Here is a 16,104-nt window from a genome sequence, read left to right as displayed (position 1 = left end):
GTCACCTGCCGATAACGCGGGGTAAATCCGGCGCAACCGGCGGTCCGGATGATCGAAGGCATGTCTGACGCAGTGACCGGCCGCAGCGACGGCATCGCCCGAACGGCGTGCTCGTACTGCGGCGTGGGCTGCGGAATCACGGTGCAGACCGGCTCCGGTGCCGGGGGCAAGCCGGTGATCGCCAAGGTCAGCGGCGACAAGCTGCACCCGGCGAACGCGGGGCGGCTGTGCACCAAAGGGGCCACGCACGCGGAGATGATGCGCACGTCCGGCCGGATGGAGACCGCCTACCGGCGCTCGGAGCGTGGCCAGGTTCCGGTGCCGTTCCCCGTCGACGAGGCCGTGCACGAGGCCGCCACCCGGCTGCGGGCAATCCTGGACGAGCACGGTCCGGACGCGATCGCACTGTATGTCTCCGGGCAGATGTCGCTGGAGGCGCAGTACCTCGCGACCAAGCTCGCCAAGGGTTATCTGCGCACCATGCACATCGAGGCGAACTCGCGACTGTGCATGGCCAGCGCGGGCACCGGGTACAAACAGTCGCTCGGCGCGGACGGGCCGCCCGGCTCCTACGACGACTTCGAGCACACCGATCTGTTCTTCGTGATCGGCGCGAATATGGCCGACTGCCACCCGATCCTCTACCTGCGGATGGCCGACCAGCTCAAGGCAGGTGCGAAGCTCATCGTGGTCGACCCGCGCCGCACCGAGACCGCCGCACGTGCCGACCTGTTCCTCCAGATCGCCCCCGGCACGGATCTCGCGCTGCTGAACGGCCTGCTGCACCTGCTCGTCGAGAACGGCGACATCGACGCGGAGTTCATCGCCGAGCACACCGAGGGCTGGGACGCGATGCCGGAGTTCCTGGCCGACTATCCGCCTGCGCGGGTCGCCGAGATCACCGGACTCGCCGAAGCCGACATCCGTACCGCCGCGCAGTGGATCGGCGCGGCGGGTGACTGGATGTCGCTGTGGACGATGGGACTCAACCAGTCCACGCACGGCACCTGGAATACCAACGCCCTGTGCAACCTGCACTTGGCCACCGGGGCCATCTGCCGTCCCGGGAGCGGGCCGTTCTCACTCACCGGCCAGCCGAACGCGATGGGCGGGCGCGAGATGGGCTACATGGGGCCCGGGCTGCCCGGTCAGCGCAGCCTGCTCTCCGCCGAGGACCGCACGTTCGTGGAAACCGAGTGGGGCCTCGCACCGGGCACGCTGCGTTCCGAGGCCGGGCCAGGCACGATCGAGATGTTCCGCGGGCTGGCCGAGGGCACGATCAAGGCGGCGTGGATCATCTGCACCAATCCCGTTGCCACCGTGCCGAACCGGAAGACGGTGATCGCGGGCCTGGAGGCGGCCGAACTGGTGATCGCGCAGGACGCCTACACCGAAACCGCGACCAACGCCTACGCCGATCTGCTGCTGCCCGCCACGCTGTGGGCGGAAACCGATGCGGTGATGGTGAACTCCGAACGCAATCTCACTCTGCTCCAGCAGTCGGTCCCGCCCACCGGAGACGCGCGGCCGGACTGGCGGCTGATCGCCGACGTCGCCACCGCGATGGGGTTCCCCGGCTTCGACTTCACCTCCAGCGCCGAGGTTTTCGATGAGATCAAGCGGTTCGCGAATCCCGCGACCGGCTACGACCTGCGCGGCGTGAGCTACGAGGCGCTGCGCGACGGCCCGATGCAGTGGCCGTGCGCGCAGCCCGAGCGCAGGCGCAATCCGATCCGGTACCGCAACGACGGGGTCAGCCAGACGCTGTTCGTCGACGAGAACGGCCATCAGCCCAGGCTCGCCTTCGCCACACCGAGCCGCCGGGCGGTGTTCTGGCCGCGGCCGCACATGCCGCCGCAGGAGATGCCGGACGACGACTACCCGTTCCTGCTCAACACCGGCCGCCTGCAGCACCAGTGGCACACGATGACCAAGACCGGCAAGATCGACAAGCTGACCAAGCTGAACGGGACGCCGCTCGTCGAGGTGCATCCGGCCGACGCCGAGCGCCTCGGCCTGCGCGAAGGCGACCAGCTCGAGATCGCATCGCGCCGGGGCCGGGCGGTGCTCCCGGTGCAGGTCAGCGACCGGGTTCGGCAGGGCGATTGCTTCGTGCCGTTCCATTGGAACGACGAGCAGGGCGAATACCTGACCATCAACGCGGTCACCAACGACGCGGTCGACCCGGCGTCGCTGCAACCGGAGTTCAAGGCGTGCGCGGTGGCGCTGCGCCGGGTCGCCGCCGTGCCGCAACCGGAGACTCACCCCGCACTGCCCACGGTGGAGCCGGCGCACCCGCTGGCGGCCGTGCTCGGCCTGGACAGCGGCACCGCACCCACGCTCAATGAGACCGAGCGGATCTACCTCAGCGGCTATCTGGCCGCGTTGCAAGCACTTCCGGTGACCGGGCAGCCGGTGCTTCCTGAGTCGGCGCCGATGTCCGCGCATAGCAGGCTGTGGGTCGATGGCCTGCTCGCCGGTATGTATTCGCGCGGCACGGCGGTCCCGGTGACCGCTCCGAGCGCGGGCGCCGCCGCGCGCGCGATCACCGTGCTATGGGCTTCGCAGACCGGTACCGCGGAGGAATTCGCCGCCAAGGCCGCCGCGCGCCTGGCCGAGGGCGGTTTCGCGCCCCGGCTGCTGGACCTGGATTCCTGCGACATCGGCGCGATCAGCGGCGACGTGCTGGTGATCAGCAGCACGTTCGGCGACGGCGGACCGCCGGACAACGGAGCCGATTTCTGGGATCGGCTGGCCGAGAGCGCCGTGCGGCTGACCGGTGTGCGATACGCGGTGTTCGCGCTCGGCGACTCGTCCTACGACGACTTCTGCGGCTACGGCCGCAAACTGGACCGGAAGCTGGCCGACCTGGGCGCGACGCGACTGCTCCCGCGCGTCGAGAGCGAACCCGACTACCAGGACGCCGCCGACCGCTGGCTCGATGACGTGCTCGCCGCGTTCGGTGACGGTCCGGCAGACCCCTCCGACGAGCCCGGCTCCCCCGCCGATCTGCCGGCACGCGGCGGAATCGGCCCAGTACGCACGGCGACTGGCGCGGTAGCCACGATGGAGCGCCCGACCGCCGCGCCCGCGCTCGGCCGCACCCGCACCGCTCCCGCGCCGTTCACCCGCAGCACCCCACTGCGCGCCCCGCTGGTGCGCAACGAGTTGCTGTCGGCGGGCGATTCGCCCAAAGAGGTACGCCGGTTCGGGTTCGATCTGCGCGGTCTCGAAGCCGGATACGAGGTGGGCGATTCCCTGGGCGTCTGGCCGATGAACTGCACCTCGCTGGTCACCGAGTGGCTGACCGCCACCGGCTTGGACGGCCGCCGGGTGGTCGAAGTCGACGACCGCGAACTACCGCTGACCGAGGCGCTGCGGACGCACTACGACATCACCAAGGTCAGCCACGACCTGCTCGGCTTCCTCGCCGAGCGCAATCACAGCAGCAGGCTCGCCAAGCTGCTGCGCAGGGACAATCGCAACGAGCTGGCCAATTACCTGTGGGACCGGCAGGCCGTCGACGTGCTGCGCGATTTTCCGGTGCGGGCGGATCTGGTGGAGTGGCTCGGCACGCTGAAGAAGCTGCAGCCGCGGCAATATTCGATCTCGTCGAGCCCGCTGGTCAGCCCGGATGAGGTGGAGCTGACCGTCGGCATCGTCCGCTACGGCGACCCCGCGGCCATCGGTTCGGCCGCGCGGCGCGGCGGCGTGTGCTCGACCTTCCTGGCCGACCGGGCGGGAGCCGAACTCGCCGACGCGGCGGTGCCGATCTTCCTGCAGCGGGCTCCGCACTTCCGTCCGCCCGCCGACCCGGCGACGCCGATGATCATGGTGGGACCGGGCACCGGCATCGCGCCGTTCCGCGGCTTCCTCCAGGAGCGCAGTGCCCTCGGCCGCACCGGGCGCAACTGGTTGTTCTTCGGCGATCAGCACGCGGCGCACAACTTCTACTACCGCGCCGAGCTGGAGGACATGTTCCGCTCCGGCTTCCTGACCCGGCTCGACCTGGCCTTCTCCCGCGACCAGCGCGAGCGGATCTACGTGCAGCACCGGATGATCGAACACGGCGCCGAGCTGTGGTCATGGCTGCGCGATGGCGCCCACTTCTACGTCTGCGGCGACGCCAGCCGCATGGCCAAGGACGTCGACGACGCGCTACTGCGGATCGCCCGCATCCACGGCAAACTCGACGAGGACGGTGCGCTGGCGTTCAAGAAGCAGTTGGTCGCCGAAAAGCGCTACGTCCGCGACGTTTACTGAGCTTTCGTTGCCGCGGTCGACGAGCACCGCCGGCTAGTCGGCCAGCAGGTACTCGCGGACTTTCGCACGGTCGGGCTTGCCGGGGCCGCGCAGCGGGATCTCGTCGAGCACGGCGAGTTCGCGCGGGGCGGCGATGGTGTCCAGTTCGGCGATCACGTGTTCGCGCAGTTCGTCGAGGCTGGGTGCGGCGCCGGGGTTGGGCACGACAGCGACGGCGACGCGCTCTCCGAGCCGTTCGTCCGGCAGCCCGAGCACCACCACCTCGCTGATCGCGGGATGGGTGCTCAGCACCGCCTCGACCACCTGCGGGATCACCAGCAGGCCACCGGTCGTGATCGCCTCGTCCAGCCGCCCGGTGATGGTCAGCAGGCCGTTCTCCAACGTGCCCGCGTCCTCGGTGCGGAACCAGCCCGGTTCGGCGAAGGCGGGATGGTCGGGCTGATTGCGATAGCCGGAGGCGATCACGGCACCGCCGATCACCACCCGGCCCTCCTCGATACGCACCTTCGTGCCGTCCAGTGGCACGCCGTCGTATACGCAACCACCGCAGGTTTCGCTCATGCCGTAGGTGCGGACCACGGTGATGCCCGCGGCTCGGGCGCGCTCGTACACCGGCAGCGGGGTGGCCGCGCCGCCGACGAGCACGCCGTCGAGCTCGGCCAGTGCCGCGGCGGCCAGCGGCGAGTCGAGCGCCTTGATCAGCTGGGTCGGGACCAGGGCCGTGTACCGGCGCTCGCCGCGCATGCCCGCGATGGCACCCGCGAGCGCTTCGGGCAGGAATCCGCCCGACACGTCCAGTACGGTGGGTTCGGTGCCCGCCAGGACGCTGCGCAGCAGTACTTGGATGCCGGCGATGTGATGGGTGGGCAGGGCCAGCAACCAGTTGCCCGGCCCGCCGAGCCGATCGTGCGTCGCGGTGCCGCTGGCGCGCAGGGCCGCGTCGCTGAGCATCGCGCCTTTCGGCACACCTGTGGTGCCAGAGGTGGTGACGACCAGGGCGACCTCGTCGTCGATCGGTTCGCCCGGCGAAAGCGCGTCGCTCAGGCGTCTGGCCTCGCGCCGGTCGCTGGTGGGAATCGGCAGCCACGCGGCCCCATTACCTTCCAGCGCCTGCCGCAGGTGCGGCATGACGTCGCCGAGACCCGATCCGGTGGGCATCGGCAAGGTTCGCAGCGTCTTACTCATGCCGTATCCATTCGGGCATGAGCGGGGCCCTCCGTGGTCACGCTCCGCTGCCTCCTCCAGGCCTGACCGCTCATGACCGCGCCTCCCCTGCCTCGCCGTTCGCCCGGCTCGGTCGTGCCCAGAGCCGCTGTGCCCATGGCTCGCTCGCTGCGCTCCCTCACAGTAGGGATCGTGTCATGCCCGCGTCGCCGCACGCGGAACGGGTCGGTTTGCCGGGGTGGCGCTGGAGAGCGGTCACCCGGACGGATCGGGGCTCGGGTACGACTGGCATCGGGACTGCGATTCACTCGTCGGACGGGACGCGGACACGGCGGCCCGGACATCGGCGGTCGGGTGGCCGTCTGAGCGTTATCGTCCTCGCCGGTTGTCGCATTGGCAACTCGGCGCGGCCCGCCCAACTACCGAATGGAACCGATGTCACTCCGGTGACCAGCGAGAATCCCGTCTGATCGGATGCGAGGGCGGCACTTCGACGAAGACGATCGGCACGCCGTCGGGATCGCGCACCCACATCTCGACCAGGCCCCATGGCTCCTCGACCGGCGCACGGTCGATCGCGATGCCCTTGAGCGACAGCTCCGCGGCGGCATCGGACAGATCGCGGACCTGGAGCCAGAGGGCGCCCTCGAACGAGGAGGAACTACCCGATCCGCCGTGCGCCGCCACCTCGATCAGCGACTGTCCGGCGAAGAAGACCGTGCCGCCGGGATACTCCCGCGCGATGGCCAGCCCCAGCCCGTCCCGGTAGAAGGCGAGCGTGGCCGCGTAGTCCGCGGGACGCAGGATGATCCGGCTACTGAGGATGTCCATGTCAGAAGTACCAGGGGTAGGGGGCCCAGTCCGGCTTGCGCTTTTCCAGGAACGCGTCGCGGCCTTCGACGGCTTCGTCGGTCATGTACGCCATCCTGGTCGCCTCGCCCGCGAACAGTTGCTGGCCGACCAGCCCGTCGTCGAGCAAATTGAACGCGTACTTCAGCATGCGCTGCGCCTGCGGGGACTTGCCGTTGATGTCGGCGGTCCACTCCAGCGCGACGTCTTCCAGCTCGGCATGGTCGACGACCTTGTTCACCGCGCCCATCTGGTGCATCTCCTCGGCGGTATAGGGGCGGCCGAGGAAGAAGATCTCGCGGGCGAACTTCTGGCCGACCATCTTGGCCAGGTACGCGCTGCCGTAGCCGCCGTCGAAGCTGCCCACGTCGGCGTCGGTCTGCTTGAAGCGGGCGTGCTCGCGGCTGGCCAGGGTGAGGTCGCAGACCACGTGCAGGCTGTGGCCACCACCCGCGGCCCAGCCGTTCACCAGCGCGATCACCACCTTCGGCATGAAACGGATCAGCCGCTGCACCTCGAGAATGTGCAGCCGGCCCGCGCGCGCCTGGTCGACCGTGTCCGCGGTGTCGCCACTGGCGTACTGGTAGCCGCTGCGCCCGCGGATGCGCTGGTCGCCGCCGGAGCAGAAGGCCCACCCGCCGTCCTTGGGGCTCGGGCCGTTCCCGGTGATCAGCACCGCGCCGACGTCCGGAGTCATCCTGGCGTGGTCGAGTGCCCGGTAGAGTTCGTCGACCGTATGCGGGCGGAACGCGTTGCGCACCTCCGGCCGGTCGAACGCGACCCGCACGGTGCCCTGCTCGATATGCCGGTGGTAGGTGATGTCGGTCAGGTTCTCGAATCCCGGAACCGGGCGCCATAACTTCGGATTGAACGTCACCCCCGTGATTATTGCTCTGCCTGATTTGCAGTGCCTACGGCACTGCGTGTTCACGGCCCCCTCATGGCTCGTGTCCGAGCGACCACCGCTGGCGACTTCGTCGCGGACGCGGCGGCCACTCGGACACGAGCCGGGCCGCGAACGGGCAATGCTCGGTCTCGCTGCGCTCGAAAGCCGGAGTTGTGCCGAGCGGTTTGTGTTCGATGCATCGCCAGCGGCTTCGCCATATCTGCCCACTCTCGATTTGACGGTGTAAAACCACGCGTTACCGTGCAGGTATGAGCGATCGAGTGAAACCTGTTATCGACCGGAGCGCGGTGGACGAGTCCCGGTATGAGAAGCACGGCGGATTCCCGAAGGTCACCGCGGCGCGGGTCGGGCCGAACTTCGGCGCGTTCGTCGAGGCCATGCGGACGCTCCAGGATCTCGCGGTCGCCGTGGACGCGCCGGACGACGTCTTCGGGGCGGCGCAGGCCAAAGCCCGTGAGCTGATCGATCTGCTCGAGCCGTACCGGGCGCCGGAGTTGCAGGGTCCCGCGGGGCGCGCCGTGGAATTGCCCGGGCGCGGTAGCCTTTTGCTGCTGCCGTGGCGGGTGGTCGAGGCTGGGCCGGACGGCATCGAGATGACCGGCGTGTTCCGCCGCTTCCATCTCGGCGGGAACGGGGCCGCGCACGGCGGCGTGCTCCCACTGCTGTTCGACGATCTGCTCGGCATGATCGTGCACTACGCCGGACGGCCGATCAGCCGCACCGCGTTCCTGCACGTGAATTATCGCAAGATCACTCCGCTGGAGACGCCGCTGACGGTTCGCGGGCGGGTGGACCGGATCGAAGGGCGCAAAACTTTCATAACCGCCGAATTGCTCGATGAGCAGGGCAATCTGCTCGCCGACTGCGAGGGATTGATGGTGCAGTTGCTGCCGTGGCAGCCGTAGCCGGGTGAACGCTGGCGCGGGTGCGTATAGTTGCCCTCGCTCGTTCATCGATATCGATCCGGAGGAACCTGAAAGTGGTTGCAGCACTGTCTGAATCCCTGCTCGACGACGCCAAGCGCCCGGCTTTCCTTGCCGATGCCGTCGAGGTTCTCGACGCCGAGGTGTCGGACAAGGGTGGTGCGTCCGGCCTGGCTGTGAAGGGTGGCTACGCGGCGGTCAAGAAGATCAGCCCGTCTATCGTGCCCGATGCGCTGGAGTCGTTGGCGCCCAAACTCGTCGCGCAGCTGGAGCCGTTCTGGCAGGAGTACGCCGCGTCGGGCTCCGGCAAGTTCGCCGATCTGCTCGTCGCCAAGTCCGACGAGGTCGCCGAGGCGCTGCTCGCCGTCACCGACGCGCGCGCCGAGGCCTCCACCCGGCCTGCCCTGAAGAAGGTCTACTCCTCGATGCGCTCGTCGGCGAAGAAGAACGTCATCGAGGCGCTGCCGCGGGTCGGCGACCTGATCGAGAAGCACGCCAACTGATTTGCGAGGTCGCACATCGGGGCGTCTCGGCTTCCCGGCCCTCGATGTGCGACGCACGCGCGACCCTATCGATCTCGCATCAAGCGACTGAGATCGACCAATTCACGTCGAACCGCTACCGCGGTGTGGTCCTGCTGAGCGCGGCCGAGTGGCTGACGCACAGGTAGCCGAAAATGTATGCCGTCGCCCGTCCGAGCGTGATCTATCGCGGATTCGTTGCCACAAACGCGGCCGATTCTCCCGGTCCGAGTCCAAGGGATCACGAACCCGGCCCTGCCGACATGGCCGAATAGCCTCGCCCGGCCCGCGCCAGCCCACCGCGAATCCGGCCGCGCAGCGGACGTGGCCGAAGAGACAATGAGACATGCCCCTCCCGGACGTCGCACAGGCGGAACTGTCTGCCAGTCTGGAGGCGTGAACCCGTCTACAGCACAAGCGCACGTCGTCGTCGACGAACTCGTGCGCGGGGGCGTGCGGGATGTCGTCCTGTGCCCCGGCTCCCGGAACGCTCCGCTGGCCTTCGCCCTGCAGGCCGCCGACGCGGCCGGGCGTTTGCGGCTGCACATGCGGATCGACGAACGAACGGCGGGCTTCCTCGCCGTCGGACTCGCCGTCGCGAGCAGGCTCCCGGTTCCGGTCGTGATGACCTCGGGCACCGCGGTGGCCAACCTCGGGCCCGCCGTGCTGGAGGCCAACTACGCCAGGGTCCCGCTGGTGGTGCTCAGTGCCAACCGGCCCTACGAGCTGCTGGGGTCCGGCGCCAACCAGACCATCGAGCAGTTCGGCTTGTTCGGCAGCCAGGTCCGCGCCACCATCTCGCTCGGCTTGGCCGAGGGGGAGGCGGGCGACGCCGGCCATCCGCCCTACGGTCAGCAGAACAGCCAGTGGCGCTCGGCAGTCTGCCGGGTGCTCGCGGCGGCGCGCGGCACCCGCTCCGGTAACGCGGGCCCGGTGCACTTCGACGTCCCGCTGCGCGAACCGCTCGTTCCCGACCTGGTGCCGGACGAGTCGGCTCCCGCGGGCCGCGCCGGCGAGTGCGCCTGGACCGAGACCCAGTACGCCACGCTGGACGTGCCGCTCGATCTCGATCTTTCCCCTGACACCGTGGTGATCTCCGGACACGGCGCCGGACTCCGCCCGGAACTGGCGGCGCTGCCGACGGTCGCCGAGCCCACCGCACCCATGCACGGCCCCGCGCTGCACCCGCTCGCGCTGCCGCTGCTGCGGCCCCGGCAAGCGATCATCACCGGCCGCCCCACCCTGCATCGCCAAGTGTCGAAGGTGCTCGCCGACCCGGACGTCCGCGTGTACGCGCTCACCACCGGTCCGCGCTGGCCCGACGTGTCCGGCAACGTGGTCGGCACCGGAACGCGCGCGGTCACCACAGGCGCCCCGAGCGCCGAATGGCTGAATCGCTGCCACGAACTGAACGCGAAAGCCGACCAAGTGGTGCGCGCCGAACTCGCGCGGCACCCGAAGCCGACCGGACTGCACGTCGCCGCGGTCGTGATGGACGCACTGCGCGACGGCGACCAACTCCTGCTCGGCGCGTCCAACCCGGTGCGTGACGCCGCGCTGGTGTCACACCCCCGCCCCGGGATCAAAGTGCTCTCCAATCGCGGCGTCGCCGGTATCGACGGCACGGTGTCCACGGCGGTCGGCGCCGCACTGCACCATCCGGGCCGCACCGTCGCCCTGATCGGCGACCTCACGTTCCTGCACGACGCGTCCGGCCTGCTCATCGGGCCCGGTGAACCGCGGCCAACCGATCTGACCATCGTGGTCGCCAACGACGACGGCGGCGGCATCTTCGAGTTGCTCGAGCAGGGCGATCCGCAGTACGCGGGCGTGTTCGAGCGGGTCTTCGGCACGCCGCACGGCATGGATCTGGCCGCGCTGTGCGCCGCCTACCGCATCCCGCACCGGCAGGTCGATCCACAGCAACTGGCCGTCGAGCTGACCGGGCACGCGCACGGTACGCGCGTGCTGGAGGTCGCCACCGAACGGTCGAGCCTGCGGGAACTACACGCGACGGTGCGGGCGAAGATCCAGCCCTGATCGGGCGCAGGGCTGGTCAATAGCCGAATTCGTCCTCGACGTCGTCGTCCAGTGGGACCACGATGGACTGTTCGACTACGTCCGCCGGATTGGCGTCCCACACGTCGCGCTCGATGACCGCTCGCTCGGAGTTCTCTTCCCGCTCCGGTACGTCGTCGGGTAAGACCGGCTCCTCCGGATACGCCGGGATGGACTGCTCCGCGAGATCGGCCTCGGGGACCGCGTCCGCAAGGGGGTCTGTCATCGTGCGCTCCTCTCCGCGTAGGCCTCGCGATCGGCATACCCGTCCTGGCACGCCGCAATCAAGGCAGACGTACAGCTGGCAGCATCGAGGATGCCCGTGGCCGGGCCGCGGGGCAACCATCTCGCAGGGGTGGGTTATCCCCCCTCGTCCGCACGCGGCGCCGCCGCGTTCGCGGGATGCTCCACCAATGCGAGCGTGCGCCCGGCCATGAACCGCGCGGTGCGCACCGCCGTCCCGGATCGCGTCACCTCACTGACTTCGACCACGCCGCGCGCAATCCGCACTTCGACGCGCCGCCCGGCCCGGGTAGCCGCGATCTCGTAACTGCGCGACCCGTCGCCGACATCGACGACGATCTCCACACGATCACCCTTCATCCTCCAATTCTCCTCTTTTCCAGGGCTTTTCGCCGCTACGGCTGGATAACGGCGGAGCGGCGCCGGCCGCTTCCAGCGCTGGTCGAAACAGCCCCGTTGCCCACGGGCGGCTACGCCGCCGCCCGGCGCCGACCGAGTCCAAGCGTGCGCGCGATGCGGGTCATGAGCTGAGACATCGCGGCCGGAAAGGAATCCGGCTCGGGGACGGTGACCGGGCGGACCCGGCCGTTGTGGATCGCGCTCACCCGCCAGCTTTCGGAAGTGCGCACCAGCACGAGCGTCTGGCGCGAGAGCCTGCGCTCGGGCAGCCGGGAGCGCCACGGCATCAGCACCGACGCGCTGCCGTGCAGGATCGCCACGTCCGGGGTGACGAAGCGGATCGACTCCACATCGCCGACGAGTGCCGAGCCCGCCAGCACGCCGCGAAAGAGCTTGTCGTGATTGCGCTGATGCTCGGCGCGGCCGATCGCGCGGGTGCCGTCGTAGGACACATAGTCGGAGTCTTCGGTGAACAGCGCCGCGTAGGCCGCGGCGTCATTGTCGGTCCAGGCCCGCATGAGGTCCTGGAACAGCGCCCGGATCCGGGCGGCGTCGGCGGCGGTTCGGTCGGCGGTCTCGGTCATCGCTGGATTCCCTGCCCGTGCTATCGTTTCGGTTAACGAAATCTACGATAACAGAAAGTTTCGAATGTCGAAAGATGACCTCATCGGCGCGATCGGTACGCAGTTGCGGCTGCTCCAGCAGAGCTTCGACCTCTTCGACGAGGCGGTCGCCGCACATCTGGGCGTGAACCGCACCGACCTTCGGTGCCTGGATGTCGCGCTCGGCCGCGGCCCGCTGCCCGCCGGCGAGCTGAGTGCCGCGTTGAAACTCAGTCCCGCGGCCACGACCACGGTCATCGATCGCTTGGAACGTGCCGGGTTCGTCGCTCGCAGCCAGGATCCGGCCAATCGGCGCCGGGTGCTGGTGACCGCCACCGACGCCGCGGACGAGGTGGCGCAGCGGATCTTCGAACCCGTCGGCCGCGCGGGCGCGCAGGCCCTCGGCCGCTACGACACCGACCAGCTCGCGCTGATCCTCGACTTCCTGGGCACCGCGCTCGCCGTCCATCGTGAGCAGACCGATCGCGTCGTCTCGAAAGGCTGACCCAGGCGCGTGGATTCCACCGCGTCAGCTCACGGACGCCCTGGTACCGATGAATTCCAGGAGGCTCGCACGTCTCACTAGGTGGAGACGTCCCCTCGCTCAGGAGTTTCAATGAAACCGGAATTCGATTTCGAACCGGCGGCTACCGCGCTCGAGGCGGTGGTCGTCGGCATAACCGAGGATCAGCTCACCCTGCCAACGCCCTGTGCCGGCACCATGGTGCGAGACCTCCTCACGCACGTCGTCGACCTGACCGAGGCATTCCGGCAGGCCGCCACCAAGGAAGCCGTGGGCAGTTCCGTCGCGCCGGACACGCGCCCGGACCGGCCTCTCGTGTCCGATTGGCGCAGCAGGATTCCCACGCGGCTGAAGGCACTCGTCTCCGCATGGCGCGAACCGGCGGCATGGGACGGCGTCACCGAAGCGGGCGGCGTCACGTTGCCCGCCCCCGTCATGGCCATGGTCGCGCTGGACGAATTGGTCATCCACTGCTGGGATCTCGCGAAGGCGACCGGCCAGGAACCGCGCTATGACCCCGCCGACCTCGCGGTGCTCGCCGAATTCTTGGCGGATACGCCACCCGAAGGCACACCGGGACTCTTCGGCCCGGTAGTGCCGATCCCGGCCGAAGCGCCTGTCTTACAGCGGGTTCTGGGCCTCACCGGGCGCGACCCGGCGTGGACTCCCTAGTCTGCGTCGCGCCCGGCCGGTGTGACGAACATTCCAGCTCTCGCCGCGCCCGCGGCGGCCGCCGCGCTCGTGCGGATGGCGTTGTCGTCGATGGGATCACCGCTGGCGAGCAGTCTGTAGTAGAGCGGACCGGATACCGCGGACAGGACGGCACGGGAGTCGGTACCAGGAGCCGCCTCGCCGCGCTCTATCGCGGCCACGACACAGGGTGCCCATTCGGTGAGCCGGACGTCGTAGAAGCGGCGCAGCGCGGTGGCGGCGGCCTCGTCGCAGGTGGCGGCGACGATAACGGCCTGGAACAGCCGTCCTTGGCGAGGGTCGGTCAACGTCGCGGCGACCAGATGGGCGTTGGCGGTGAGATCGCCGAGCAGTGAACCGGTGTCGGCGTGCGGCAGCGACTGTTCGGCCATGTCGGCCAGTAGATCGGTGACCAGCCCGGCGGGGGTTCGCCAGCGGCGGTAGACGGTGGTCTTGCCGACCTCGGCGCGCGCCGCGACCTCGGCGAGATCCAGGTGGGCGAAGCCGCGTTCGGCGAGCAGGTCACCCGCGACGCGCAGCACCGCCTCGCGGACCCGCGCGGTCCGTCCACCAGGGCGCACCGATCCGGGCACGGCCTCTTCCTGCTCCATAACGGGACTCCAGTTTCATTTATCGCGCAACGGGTGTAGTGTCCAAGTTCTTAATGGAACTATAGACCCCTTTGCGGGCCGTCCTTGGATCGTGAACGCACATTCGGACGGTGAGCACGGATCAGGAGGACGGTCCTGTGAACATTCAGACGGTAGACGCGCAGATGGAGTACCGGCGGCTGGGCGCATCAGGCCTGCTCGTCCCGGCCCTGAGCTTCGGCGCGGGCACCTTCGGCGGACGGGGCGAGTTTTTCGGCGCGTGGGGCGACACGGACGCCGAGCAGGCCCGACGGCTGGTCGACATCAGCCTGGACGCCGGCGTCACGATGTTCGACACCGCCGACGTCTACTCCGACGGCGCCTCCGAAGAGGTACTGGGCGCCGCGGTCAAGGGCAGGCGTGATCAGGTGCTGCTGTCGACCAAGGCCACTTTGCCGACCGGCCCCGGCCCGCTGGACGCCGGTTCCGGGCGGGCCAGGTTGATCGGTGCGGTCGAGGCGTCGCTACGCAGGCTGGGCACCGACTACATCGATCTGTTCCAGCTACACGCCTTCGACGCGGGCACCCCGGTGGAAGAAGTCGTCGCGGCATTGGACGACCTGGTGCGCGCGGGCAAGATCCGCTACGTCGGCGCCTCGAACTTCGCGGGCTGGCAGCTGATGAAATCCCTTGCCGCGGCCGATCGCAACGCCCTGACCAGGTACGTCGCGCACCAGGTCTATTACTCGCTGGTCGGGCGCGACTACGAATGGGAGCTCATGCCACTCGGGCGCGACCAGGGTGTAGGCGCGGTCGTCTGGAGCCCGCTGGGCTGGGGCAGGCTGACCGGCAAGATCCGTCGTGACCGACCGCTTCCGGAGGGCAGCCGGCTGCATCGGACCGCCGAGGCCGGTCCGCCGGTCGACGACGAGAAGCTCTACGACGTGGTCGACGTCCTCGACGAGCTGGCCGCCGAAACCGGTAAGACGGTCCCGCAGATCGCCCTGAACTGGCTGCTGCGCCGCCCCACCGTCGCCACCGTCATCGTCGGCGCCCGCAACGAGGAGCAACTGCGCCAGAACCTCGGCGCCATCGGCTGGCAACTCGACGCCGATCAGATCGCGCGTCTGGACAAAGCCGGCGCCACCACCCCGCCCTACCCCTACTACCCGTACTACCGCCTGCCTGACTTCACCCGCCTGAACCCGCCCGCGGTGTGAGCGAACGCGCTGTCGCCCTCCGATCGGCGAGGCCGTGCGACCGGTCGCGCCGGTCGCGATAACGCAAGAGCGCACGACAGAACCGTGCAAGGGCCGTGCAAGCAGAGACCGGCACAGTCGTCGGCATGACTTCTTTCGCACCATATTCAGCGCTCGCCGTGGAGGCGGACCGCTTGGTCAAGGTGTTCGGGGAACAGCGCGCCGTCGACGGTGTGAGCCTGGCGGTGCCGCGGGGCTCGGTGTACGGCGTGCTCGGACCGAACGGCGCGGGCAAGACCACGACCATCCGCATGCTGGCGACTCTGCTGCGCCCCGATGGCGGCAGCGCCCGGATCTTCGGCCACGACGTGGTCGCGGAGCCGACGGCGGTCCGCTCGCTGCTCGGCGTCACCGGACAGTACGCCTCGGTCGACGAGGACTTGTCCGCCACCGAGAACCTGATCATCTTCTCCCGCTTGCTCGGCCTGAGCCGGATCGACGCCCGGCGCAAGGCGGTCGAACTGCTGGAGGAATTCGACCTCGTCGAGGCGGCGAACAAGCCGCTGCGAAACTTTTCCGGCGGCATGCGGCGCAGGCTCGATCTGGCCGCCAGCCTGATCGCGACGCCGCCACTGCTGTTCCTGGACGAACCGACCACCGGCCTCGATCCGCGCACCCGCGCCCAGATGTGGGAGACCATCCGCCGCCTCGTCCGCGAGGGCGCGACGGTGCTGCTCACCACGCAGTATCTGGACGAGGCCGATCAGCTGGCCGACCGGATCGCGGTGATCGACCGCGGCAAGGTGATCGCCGACGGCACGGCCGACGAACTCAAGGCCTCGGTCGGCCGCTCCTCCCTGCATCTGACCCTGGTCGATCGCGGCCAGTTGGACGAGGCACGCCGGATCATCGGCGATTTCCTCGGCACCGAAACGCAGATCACCCCGGAGGCGGGACGGCTCACCGCGCCGCTGCCCGACGCCGGTGTCACCGCCGATCTGCTGATCCGCCTGCGCGAGTGGGAGATCGGGGTCGAGGAGATCACCGTGAGCAAGCCGAGCCTGGACGAGGTTTTCCTCACCATCACCGGCCACCCTGCCGACGACACCACCGACGAATCCGAGAGGAGCGCGGCGTGACAACCACAACCATCACCGCGACCGACAGTGCGGC

At 69.2% G+C, this 16,104-nt stretch carries 15 protein-coding genes; 8 read left to right on the top strand and 7 right to left on the bottom strand.

Features of this window, described 5'->3' with window-relative positions; translation table 11 throughout:
- Positions 1–60 precede the first annotated feature (60 nt).
- Complete coding sequence (locus AB0M45_RS19005; protein ID WP_364330345.1) at positions 61–4,263, top strand: bifunctional nitrate reductase/sulfite reductase flavoprotein subunit alpha; 4,203 nt, start codon at positions 61–63, stop codon at positions 4,261–4,263.
- Positions 4,264–4,296: 33 nt separating this feature from the next.
- Here AB0M45_RS19005 and menE read toward each other — a convergent pair whose 3' ends face one another.
- The 3 genes from menE to AB0M45_RS18990 all read right to left on the bottom strand — a co-directional run bounded on the left by menE (position 4,297) and on the right by AB0M45_RS18990 (position 7,153).
- A complete protein-coding gene (menE, locus tag AB0M45_RS19000) occupies positions 4,297–5,448 on the bottom strand; it encodes an o-succinylbenzoate--CoA ligase (protein ID WP_364330342.1) in 1,152 nt (383 codons plus the stop codon).
- Between the two features lie 417 nt (positions 5,449–5,865).
- Positions 5,866–6,258: a VOC family protein gene (locus AB0M45_RS18995; protein WP_364330339.1), complete on the bottom strand. Its 393-nt coding sequence runs from the start codon at positions 6,256–6,258 to the stop codon at positions 5,866–5,868.
- A 1-nt stretch (position 6,259) separates the two neighbouring features.
- Entirely contained in the window at positions 6,260–7,153 is an 894-nt protein-coding gene (locus tag AB0M45_RS18990) for a 1,4-dihydroxy-2-naphthoyl-CoA synthase (protein WP_364330336.1), read from the bottom strand.
- A 278-nt stretch (positions 7,154–7,431) separates the two neighbouring features.
- Here AB0M45_RS18990 and AB0M45_RS18985 point away from each other — a divergent pair, with 278 nt between their 5' ends.
- From AB0M45_RS18985 to menD, 3 genes are all read left to right on the top strand, one after another.
- On the top strand, positions 7,432–8,088 hold the full coding sequence (locus AB0M45_RS18985; protein WP_364330333.1) for a PaaI family thioesterase: 657 nt from the start codon (positions 7,432–7,434) through the stop codon (positions 8,086–8,088).
- A gap of 74 nt (positions 8,089–8,162) precedes the next feature.
- Positions 8,163–8,609: a hypothetical protein gene (locus AB0M45_RS18980; RefSeq protein WP_364330330.1), complete on the top strand. Its 447-nt coding sequence runs from the start codon at positions 8,163–8,165 to the stop codon at positions 8,607–8,609.
- Between the two features lie 414 nt (positions 8,610–9,023).
- Positions 9,024–10,667 carry a 2-succinyl-5-enolpyruvyl-6-hydroxy-3-cyclohexene-1-carboxylic-acid synthase gene (gene menD / locus AB0M45_RS18975; protein WP_364330327.1) on the top strand — a complete coding sequence of 548 codons (1,644 nt, stop codon included), beginning with the start codon at positions 9,024–9,026 and terminating at the stop codon, positions 10,665–10,667.
- 16 nt (positions 10,668–10,683) lie between these two features.
- On the opposite strand, the gene AB0M45_RS18970 is transcribed toward menD, so the two are convergent.
- From AB0M45_RS18970 to AB0M45_RS18960, 3 genes are all read right to left on the bottom strand, one after another.
- On the bottom strand, positions 10,684–10,911 hold the full coding sequence (locus AB0M45_RS18970; RefSeq protein ID WP_364330324.1) for a hypothetical protein: 228 nt from the start codon (positions 10,909–10,911) through the stop codon (positions 10,684–10,686).
- Positions 10,912–11,045: 134 nt separating this feature from the next.
- Entirely contained in the window at positions 11,046–11,288 is a 243-nt protein-coding gene (locus tag AB0M45_RS18965; RefSeq protein WP_364330321.1) for a hypothetical protein, read from the bottom strand.
- A 110-nt stretch (positions 11,289–11,398) separates the two neighbouring features.
- The gene (locus tag AB0M45_RS18960; RefSeq protein WP_364330318.1) at positions 11,399–11,911 is read right to left on the bottom strand and encodes an SgcJ/EcaC family oxidoreductase; all 513 of its coding nucleotides are present in this window, start codon (positions 11,909–11,911) and stop codon (positions 11,399–11,401) included.
- A 64-nt stretch (positions 11,912–11,975) separates the two neighbouring features.
- On the opposite strand from AB0M45_RS18960, the gene AB0M45_RS18955 reads away from it, so the two are divergent.
- Together AB0M45_RS18955 and AB0M45_RS18950 are read left to right on the top strand one after the other, a co-directional pair.
- On the top strand, positions 11,976–12,434 hold the full coding sequence (locus tag AB0M45_RS18955) for a MarR family transcriptional regulator (protein WP_364330315.1): 459 nt from the start codon (positions 11,976–11,978) through the stop codon (positions 12,432–12,434).
- A gap of 111 nt (positions 12,435–12,545) precedes the next feature.
- A complete protein-coding gene (locus AB0M45_RS18950; protein WP_364330312.1) occupies positions 12,546–13,124 on the top strand; it encodes a TIGR03086 family metal-binding protein in 579 nt (192 codons plus the stop codon).
- Here AB0M45_RS18950 and AB0M45_RS18945 read toward each other — a convergent pair.
- Positions 13,121–13,753, bottom strand: coding sequence for a TetR/AcrR family transcriptional regulator (locus AB0M45_RS18945; protein WP_364330309.1), 633 nt, complete (start codon positions 13,751–13,753; stop codon positions 13,121–13,123). The two genes, AB0M45_RS18950 and AB0M45_RS18945, sit on opposite strands and share 4 nt — an antisense overlap.
- A gap of 164 nt (positions 13,754–13,917) precedes the next feature.
- Here AB0M45_RS18945 and AB0M45_RS18940 point away from each other — a divergent pair, with 164 nt between their 5' ends.
- Both AB0M45_RS18940 and AB0M45_RS18935 read left to right on the top strand, forming a co-directional pair.
- Positions 13,918–14,952, top strand: coding sequence for an aldo/keto reductase (locus AB0M45_RS18940; protein WP_364330461.1), 1,035 nt, complete (start codon positions 13,918–13,920; stop codon positions 14,950–14,952).
- 125 nt (positions 14,953–15,077) lie between these two features.
- A complete protein-coding gene (locus AB0M45_RS18935) occupies positions 15,078–16,070 on the top strand; it encodes an ATP-binding cassette domain-containing protein (protein WP_364330306.1) in 993 nt (330 codons plus the stop codon).
- The last annotated feature ends 34 nt before the right edge of the window (positions 16,071–16,104 follow it).

The organism is Nocardia sp. NPDC051787, assembly GCF_040681325.1.
In the GTDB taxonomy this organism is placed as follows: domain Bacteria; phylum Actinomycetota; class Actinomycetes; order Mycobacteriales; family Mycobacteriaceae; genus Nocardia.
Note: the sequence above shows the minus strand (reverse complement) of the source record. Positions and strands in the feature narration are given on the sequence as shown.

What these genes read in the sequence shown, in the direction of transcription:
- AB0M45_RS19005 (WP_364330345.1), top strand. Translation starts at nt 61, where the DNA reads ATGTCTGACGCAGTGACCGGCCGCAGCGACGGCATCGCCCGAACGGCG.
- menE (WP_364330342.1), bottom strand. Translation starts at nt 5,448, where the DNA reads ATGAGTAAGACGCTGCGAACCTTGCCGATGCCCACCGGATCGGGTCTC.
- AB0M45_RS18995 (WP_364330339.1), bottom strand. Translation starts at nt 6,258, where the DNA reads ATGGACATCCTCAGTAGCCGGATCATCCTGCGTCCCGCGGACTACGCG.
- AB0M45_RS18985 (WP_364330333.1), top strand. Translation starts at nt 7,432, where the DNA reads ATGAGCGATCGAGTGAAACCTGTTATCGACCGGAGCGCGGTGGACGAG.
- AB0M45_RS18970 (WP_364330324.1), bottom strand. Translation starts at nt 10,911, where the DNA reads ATGACAGACCCCCTTGCGGACGCGGTCCCCGAGGCCGATCTCGCGGAG.
- AB0M45_RS18965 (WP_364330321.1), bottom strand. Translation starts at nt 11,288, where the DNA reads ATGAAGGGTGATCGTGTGGAGATCGTCGTCGATGTCGGCGACGGGTCG.
- AB0M45_RS18960 (WP_364330318.1), bottom strand. Translation starts at nt 11,911, where the DNA reads ATGACCGAGACCGCCGACCGAACCGCCGCCGACGCCGCCCGGATCCGG.
- AB0M45_RS18955 (WP_364330315.1), top strand. Translation starts at nt 11,976, where the DNA reads ATGTCGAAAGATGACCTCATCGGCGCGATCGGTACGCAGTTGCGGCTG.
- AB0M45_RS18950 (WP_364330312.1), top strand. Translation starts at nt 12,546, where the DNA reads ATGAAACCGGAATTCGATTTCGAACCGGCGGCTACCGCGCTCGAGGCG.
- AB0M45_RS18945 (WP_364330309.1), bottom strand. Translation starts at nt 13,753, where the DNA reads ATGGAGCAGGAAGAGGCCGTGCCCGGATCGGTGCGCCCTGGTGGACGG.
- AB0M45_RS18940 (WP_364330461.1), top strand. Translation starts at nt 13,918, where the DNA reads ATGGAGTACCGGCGGCTGGGCGCATCAGGCCTGCTCGTCCCGGCCCTG.
- AB0M45_RS18935 (WP_364330306.1), top strand. Translation starts at nt 15,078, where the DNA reads ATGACTTCTTTCGCACCATATTCAGCGCTCGCCGTGGAGGCGGACCGC.